A 7,073-nucleotide genomic window follows, 5' to 3' on the forward strand; every position below is an offset into this window, starting at 1 on the left:
CCGGACCGTGCCCGCGGGCGTCCTCGTGGACGAGGTGTGGGGCGCCGAACCGCCCGCCGACGCCGCCGGCGCCCTCCAGGCGCTCGTCGGCAGGCTGCGGCGGGCCCTCGGCGCCGACGCCGTCGCCTCCGTCGACGGCGGCTACCGGCTCACCGCCGCGCCCGACGACATCGACCTCGTCCGTTTCGACCGGCTGACCGGCGACGGTCTGCGCGCCCTCGCCGACGGCGACCCCGCCAAGGCCGCCGTCGTCCTCGACGACGCCCTCGCCCTGTGGCGCGGACCCGCCCTCGCCGACCTGCCCGACCGCACCGCCGAGGCGGCCCGCTGGGAGACCCGCCGGCTCGACGCGCTGCGCGCCCGGCACACCGCCGCGCTCGCCCTCGGCCAGGCCGAGCAGGCACTGCCCGAGCTGACGGCCCTGTGCGACGGCCACCCGCTGGACGAGCCGCTCCAGGTGCTGCGGCTGCGCGCCCTGCGCGACACCGGCCGCCCCGCCCAGGCGCTCGCCGCCTACGAGGACGTACGCCGCCTGCTCGCGGACCGGCTCGGCTCCGACCCCGGCCCCGAACTGCGCGCCCTGCACGCCGAGCTGCTGCGCGTGGAACCGGCCGGGCAGCCGCCCGCGGCCCGCCCGGGCAACCTGCCCGCCCGGCTGACGTCGTTCGTCGGCCGGGAGGCCGACATCCGGGCGATCGGCGCCGACCTGGCCGCGGCCCGCCTGGTCACCCTGCTCGGACCCGGCGGCGCCGGGAAGACCCGGCTGTCCCAGGAGGCCGCCGAGGCGGTACGGCACACCGCCCGGGACGGGGTGTGGCTCGTCGAGCTGGCCCCCGTGGACGACCCCGACGCCGTGCCGCAGGCCGTGCTCACCGCGATCGGGGCCCGCGAGACGGTGCTGCACGGCGCCGGTGTGGACGGCATGCGCGCGGTCGCCGAGCGGCACGACAACCCCGTGGAGCGGCTGGTGGAGCACTGCGCCCGGCGCCGCATGCTGATCGTCCTGGACAACTGCGAGCACGTCGTGGACGCCGCCGCCCGCCTCACCGAACGGCTGCTGGCCCGCTGCCCGGAACTGACCGTCCTGGCCACCAGCCGTGAACCCCTCGGGGTCCCGGGCGAGTTGCTGCGGCCGGTGGAGCCGCTGCCCGAACCGGTGGCGCTGCGACTGCTCGCCGAGCGGGGCGCGGCGGCCCGGCCCGGCTTCCGGACCGAGGACGACCCGGAGGCGTGCGCCGAGATCTGCCGCCGCCTGGACGGTCTGCCCCTTGCCATCGAGCTGGCGGCGGCCCGGCTGCGCATGCTGACACCCCGCCAGATAGCGGACCGGCTGGACGACCGCTTCCGGCTGCTCACCTCGGGCAGCCGCACCGTGCTGCCCCGCCAGCAGACCCTCCGGGCCGTCGTGGACTGGTCCTGGGACCTGCTGGACGCCGGCGAACGGGACGTCCTCGCCCGGCTTTCGGTGTTCGCCGGCGGCTGCGATCTGGCCGCCGCCGAGGCCGTGTGCGGGCCGGCCGCGCTGGACGCGCTCGGTTCCCTGGTCGACAAGTCCCTGGTGGTGGCCGCCCCCGCGGCCGACGGCGCGATGCGCTACCGGCTGCTGGAGACCGTCGCCGAGTACGCCGCCGAACGCCTCGCCGAGACCGGCGGCCGCCGGGGTGCCGAGCGGGCCCACCTCACGTACTACCGGGAACTCGCCCGCGCCACCGACCCGCTGCTGCGCGGCCCCGAGCAGCTCGCCGCCATCGACCGCTTCCAGCTGGAGTACGAGAACCTGCGCACCGCCTTCCGGCACGCCGTCGCCGAACGCGACGAACAGGAGGGACTGTGCCTGGTCCTCTCCCTGCTCTGGTTCTGGCAGATACGCGACCAGCGCATCGAGACCCGCACCTGGTGCCGGGAGGTCATGGCGCTCGGCCCGGACCCGTTCACCGAACCGGTGCGCCCCGCCGAACCGGTCTGGCGGCGCTGCACCGACACCCCGCCGCCGTACACCGGCGAAGTCCTCGCCGAGGCCCGGCGCGGGGTCCACCTGGCCCATCTGGCCTGCATGGACACCGAGATCGACGCCTGGCAGACCCCCGAGGCGCAGGCCAAGCTCCGCGTGGTCGCCCGGACCTACGACCCGGGCCTGCCGCAGATCTGCCGGCCGCCGGGCATCCTGTGGTTCTTCGCCGAGCTGCTGACCGGCGGCGCCACCCGGCTGCGCACCATCGCCGACGCCTGTGTGCAGACCTGCCGGGACACCCCCGGTTACGAGTGGGAGCTGGCCGGCGCCCTCCAGTTGCGCGCCAACCTCCTCGCCAACCGCGCCGACTGGGCCGGTGACGCCACCCGTGACGCCGACGAGGCCCTGGAGATCTACCGCCGCCTCGGCGACACCTGGGGCACCACCGAGGCCCTGTCCGCCCGCGGCGAGGCCCGGGAGCGCAAGGGCGACCACCACGGGGCGGCCGCCGACTACCGGGCCGCCATCGAACACGCCGAGGGCCTCGGCGCCCGCGCCCAGGTGGCCGTGCTCCGCGCCCGGCTCGGCGGCACCCTCCTGGAGGGGGGCGAGAGCGAACGCGGCGAGCGGATGCTGCGGGACGTCATCGCCAGCAAGGACAGCACCCTCAACGAGGCCATGCCTGCCGCCCGGCTCCTGCTGGCCGGCTGGCTCGGCCTGACCGGCCGCACCGCGGAGGCCCGCACCCACCTGCGGTTGCTGCGCGAGGAGGTGCGCATCGCGCGCTTCATCGTGTTCGACGCCGTGATCCTGTGCCAGGAGGCCTGGCTGGACGCCGTCGACGAGCGCCGTGCGGAGGCCCTGCGGCAGGCCCGGGAGGCGCTGGTCCTGGCCGCCGACCCGCTGTCGAGGGCCATCACCCCGCACCTGCACTCGGTGATCCTGGTCGCCGCCGCGATGGCCCTCGCCCGCGCCGACGGCCGGGCCGCGGACGCCGCCCGCTGCCTGGGCGCCGCCGCGGCACTGCTGCCGCCGGGCCACGTGCCCACCGGTGTGGAGCGGCGGGCCGGCGACCTGGCGGAGGCCCGGATCCGGGAGCGGCTCGACGCACGGTCGTACCGGGCCGCGTACGCCGAGGGCGGCGGCCTCTCCCTCGCGGAGGCCACCGCCCTGTGCTGACCGTCCGCGGATGTCAGCTCTTGGTGCGGAACTTGTGGATCGCGACCGGCGCCATGACCGCGGTCAGACCGACCGACCAGATGACCGTCACCCACAGGTCGTGCGCGACCGGGCCGCCCTCCATCAGGCCGCGCGCGGTGTCGGCCAGCGCGGAGAGCGGGTTGTAGTCGGTGAACGACTGCAGCCAGCCGGGCATCGACGCGGTCGGTGCGAAGATCGACGAACCGAACTGCAGCGGCATCAGCACCAGGAAGCCCATCGCCTGCACCGACTGGGCGTTCTTCATGATCACGCCGAGGGTCAGGAACACCCACATCAGCGCCGAGCCGAACAGCGCGGACAGCCCGACCGAGGCCAGCATTCCCGCCCAGTCCTTGATGTCGTAACCCACCAGAACGGCGACCACCATCAGCACCGCGGTCGCGAACAGCATTCGCATCAGCTCCACCGCGATCTTCGCGAAGAGCACCGAGCCGCGGCCGATCGGCAGGGACCGGAAGCGGTCCATGACACCGGAGTTGAAGTCCTGGTTGAAACCCGTGCCCACGCCCTGGGCCATGTTCATGCCCATCATGGCCATGAGCCCGGGGACGACGTACTGGACGTACTGCTCCTGGCCGCCGCCCAGCGACTGCCCGATGGAGCCGCCGAAGACGTACACGAACAGCAAGGTGAAGACGACCGGGAACAGGATGGCGTCGAACATCGACTCCGGGTCCTGCCGGATCCACAGCAGGTTGCGGCGGATCAGCGCGCCGGTGTGCCGCAGATGGGCCCGCAGCGGTATCGGGGTATCGGCCTTCGCGGCGGCGGGGGAGAGGGTGGCGGAACTCATACGGCGACCTCCTGGCGGTCGTCGGCGGGCACGGCGTCCTGCGGGGCACTGGCACGGTGGCCGGTGAGCGACAGGAACACCTCGTCCAGGCTGGGCAGTTCGGTGGTGATGGAGGAGACGGTGATGCCGCGCGCGGTGACCGCGCCGACCACCGCGGTCAGCTGCTCGTCGCTGAGGATCGGCACCAGCAGGGTGCCGGTCTCGGCGTCGACGGTGGTGGCCGCGAGCCCGGTGATGCCCAGCTCGTCCAGCATGCCGGCGAGCGGGCGCAGCTCCAGCGGGTCCACCGGCCGCACCCGGAGCGTGCGCCCGCCGACGCGGGCCTTCAGCTCCTCGATGCCGCCGTTCGCGATGACCTTGCCCCGGTCCACCACGGTCAGCTCGGAGGCGAGCTGCTCGGCCTCCTCCATGTACTGGGTGGTCAGCAGCACCGTGACGCCGTCGCCGACCATCGCCTTGACCTCGTCCCAGACCTCGTTGCGGGTGCGGGGGTCGAGGCCGGTGGTGGGCTCGTCCAGGAACAGCACGGCCGGGCGGCCGATCATGGAGGCGGCCAGGTCCAGCCGCCGCCGCATGCCGCCGGAGTACGTGCTCGCGGGCCGCCTGGCCGCCTCCGTCAGCGAGAACCGCTCCAGCAGCTCGTCGGCGCGGGCGCGGGCGTCCTTGCGGGACAGGTCCAGCAGGCGGCCGATCAGGTACAGGTTCTCCCAGCCCGGGAGCTTCTCGTCCACCGAGGCGTACTGGCCGGTCAGACCGATGACCCGGCGCAGCCGGCGGGGCTGGCGTACGACGTCGTAGCCGGCCACGACGGCCTGCCCGGCGTCGGGGGTGATCAGGGTGGACAGGATGCGTACGAGGGTGGTCTTGCCGGCGCCGTTCGGCCCGAGCACACCCATCACGGTGCCCTCGCGCACGTCCAGGTCGACGCCGTCCAGCGCCTTGGTCTCGCCGTAGTGCTTGACCAGTCCCCGTACGGTCACGGCGGAGCGGCCGCCGGCGGGGTTGTCGTCGATGCGTGTCATGGCGATGACAGTGCCAGCCCCCACCGACAAACGGCCTACAGCCGGCCGACACCCGCCGACATCCCGCCGACACGCGCTGTCGGTGCCCGGGCACGACACAGCCCGCCGACGGGGGACGATCGGCGGGCTGTGCCGTGGTGCCGCAGTGGCCCTAGTGGACGGAGTGCTCCTCCAGCGGGAAGGCCCCGCCGACGACGTCCTGCGCGAACTCCTTGACGGCGTTGCCCATGACCTCACGCAGGTCGGCGTACTTCTTGACGAACTTCGGCACCCGGCCCGGCGTCAGCCCCAGCATGTCGGTCCACACCAGCACCTGCGCGTCCGTCTCGGGACCCGCGCCGATGCCGACGGTCGGGATGTGCAGCACCCGGGTCACCTCGGCCGCCAGCTCGGCCGGAACCAGCTCCAGCACCACGGCGAACGCCCCGGCGTCCTGCACGGCCTTGGCGTCGCGCAGCAGCTGCTGCGCGGCCTCCTCCCCGCGCCCCTGGACGCGGTAGCCCATCGCGTTGACGGACTGCGGGGTCAGCCCGATGTGGGCCATGACCGGGATACCGGACTCCACCAGGAGCCGGATCTGCTCGTGCGAGCGCTCGCCGCCCTCCAGCTTGACCGCGCCGACCCCGGCCTCCTTCACCAGCCGGGTCGCCGAGCGCAGCGCCTGCACCGGACCCTCCTGGTAGGAGCCGAAGGGGAGGTCGCCGACGATCAGGGCGCGCCGGGTGCCGCGCACGACGGCGGCCGACAGCATGGTCATCTCGTCGAGGGTGACGGGCACGGTGGTCTCGTACCCGAGGTGGCAGTTGCCCGCCGAGTCGCCGACCAGGAGGACCGGGATCCCGGCCTCGTCGAAGACGGACGCGGTCATCGCGTCGTAGGCGGTGAGCATGGGCCACTTCTCGCCCCGCTCCTTGGCGAGGGCGATGTCGCGGACGGTGATGCGGCGGGTGCCCTTCCCCCCGTACAGCGCCTTGCTGCCGTCGGAGGGTGCGTTCTGAGCGTTCTGGGCAGCCGAAAGCTGCGTCATGGCAACGGCTCCTTCAGTCATCTCGAGGCGCCCTGACGGCGTCCCCGGATCGACTCCATGGTGGCACCTCGTGCCATGCACGGCCAGGGGTACCCCCCTGTGAGTCCGGCCGCGTAAGGCCTTGGTAAAGGAATTAGATACGAGACCGTTCCGTATCGAAATGATCGTAACCTCGGACACATGACAAGTCCCGTCCCTGCCTCCCGCATACCGGAAGCGGTGCACCGGCGCCGCTGGGCGATCCTCGGTGTGCTGATGCTGAGCCTGCTCATCGTGGTGCTCGACAACTCGATCCTGAACGTCGCCATCAAGACCATCGCCACCCCCGCGCCGACCGGCCTCGGCGCCACCCAGAGCGAGATCGAGTGGGCGATCAACGCCTACACCCTCGTCTTCGCCGGCCTGCTGTTCACCGCCGGGCTCGTCGGCGACCGGCTCGGCCGCAAGAAGGTGCTGCTCGGCGGCATCGCCGTGTTCGGTATCGGCTCCGCGCTCGCCGCCGAGTCCGGCTCGCCGGCCCAGCTGATCGCCTACCGCGCGCTGATGGCCCTCGGCGCCGCCTTCGTCATGCCCGCCACCCTCGCCGTCCTCATGAACGTCTTCGAGCGCGAGGAGCAGCCCAAGGCCATCGGCATCTGGGCCGGCGGCGTCGGCCTCGCCATCGCCATCGGCCCGATCACCGGCGGCGCGCTCCTGGACCACTTCTGGTGGGGCTCGGTCTTCTTCGTCAACGTGCCCATCGTGATCCTCGCCCTGGTCCTCATGGTCTGGCTGGTGCCCGACTCCCGCGACCCGCGCCCCGGCCGCCTCGACCCCGTCGGCGTGCTCCTGTCCGTCGTCGGCCTGGTGCTGCTGGTCTACGGCATCATCAAGGGCGGCGAGCTGGCCGACTTCACCGACGCCAAGGTGCTGGCCACCATCGTCGCCGGGCTCGCCGTGCTGGCCGGCTTCGTCGTCTTCGAGAAGCGCAGCGACCACCCCTCGCTGGACGTCACCTACTTCCGGAACAAGGTCTTCTCGGCCGCCATGAGCGCCATCGCGCTGGTCTTCTTCGCGCTG

General features: G+C 73.3%; 5 protein-coding genes. 2 read left to right on the forward strand and 3 right to left on the reverse strand.

The window, feature by feature from the left end; translation table 11 throughout:
* On the forward strand, positions 1–3,130 hold a 3,130-nt coding region (locus IE312_RS29110; protein ID WP_229900554.1), incomplete at its 5' end, for an ATP-binding protein.
* Positions 3,131–3,143: 13 nt separating this feature from the next.
* Here the strand turns inward: IE312_RS29110 and IE312_RS29115 are convergent.
* The 3 genes from IE312_RS29115 to panB all read right to left on the reverse strand — a co-directional run bounded on the left by IE312_RS29115 (position 3,144) and on the right by panB (position 6,014).
* Positions 3,144–3,965, reverse strand: coding sequence for an ABC transporter permease (locus tag IE312_RS29115; protein ID WP_189985279.1), 822 nt, complete (start codon positions 3,963–3,965; stop codon positions 3,144–3,146).
* Positions 3,962–4,987 carry an ATP-binding cassette domain-containing protein gene (locus IE312_RS29120; protein WP_189985280.1) on the reverse strand — a complete coding sequence of 342 codons (1,026 nt, stop codon included), beginning with the start codon at positions 4,985–4,987 and terminating at the stop codon, positions 3,962–3,964. Before IE312_RS29120 ends, IE312_RS29115 begins: the two co-directional genes overlap by 4 nt.
* 151 nt (positions 4,988–5,138) lie before the next feature.
* Positions 5,139–6,014: a 3-methyl-2-oxobutanoate hydroxymethyltransferase gene (gene panB / locus IE312_RS29125; RefSeq protein ID WP_189985281.1), complete on the reverse strand. Its 876-nt coding sequence runs from the start codon at positions 6,012–6,014 to the stop codon at positions 5,139–5,141.
* Positions 6,015–6,194: 180 nt separating this feature from the next.
* Between panB and IE312_RS42285 the strand changes: the two genes are divergently transcribed.
* Positions 6,195–7,073 (forward strand): MFS transporter (locus tag IE312_RS42285; protein ID WP_229900555.1); only part of this gene is annotated, 879 nt, incomplete at its 3' end.

The sequence above is a fragment of the Streptomyces capoamus genome (assembly GCF_014654935.1).
Classification (GTDB): domain Bacteria; phylum Actinomycetota; class Actinomycetes; order Streptomycetales; family Streptomycetaceae; genus Streptomyces; species Streptomyces capoamus.

What these genes read in the sequence shown, in the direction of transcription:
- IE312_RS29115 (WP_189985279.1), bottom strand. Translation starts at nt 3,965, where the DNA reads ATGAGTTCCGCCACCCTCTCCCCCGCCGCCGCGAAGGCCGATACCCCG.
- IE312_RS29120 (WP_189985280.1), bottom strand. Translation starts at nt 4,987, where the DNA reads ATGACACGCATCGACGACAACCCCGCCGGCGGCCGCTCCGCCGTGACC.
- panB (WP_189985281.1), bottom strand. Translation starts at nt 6,014, where the DNA reads ATGACGCAGCTTTCGGCTGCCCAGAACGCTCAGAACGCACCCTCCGAC.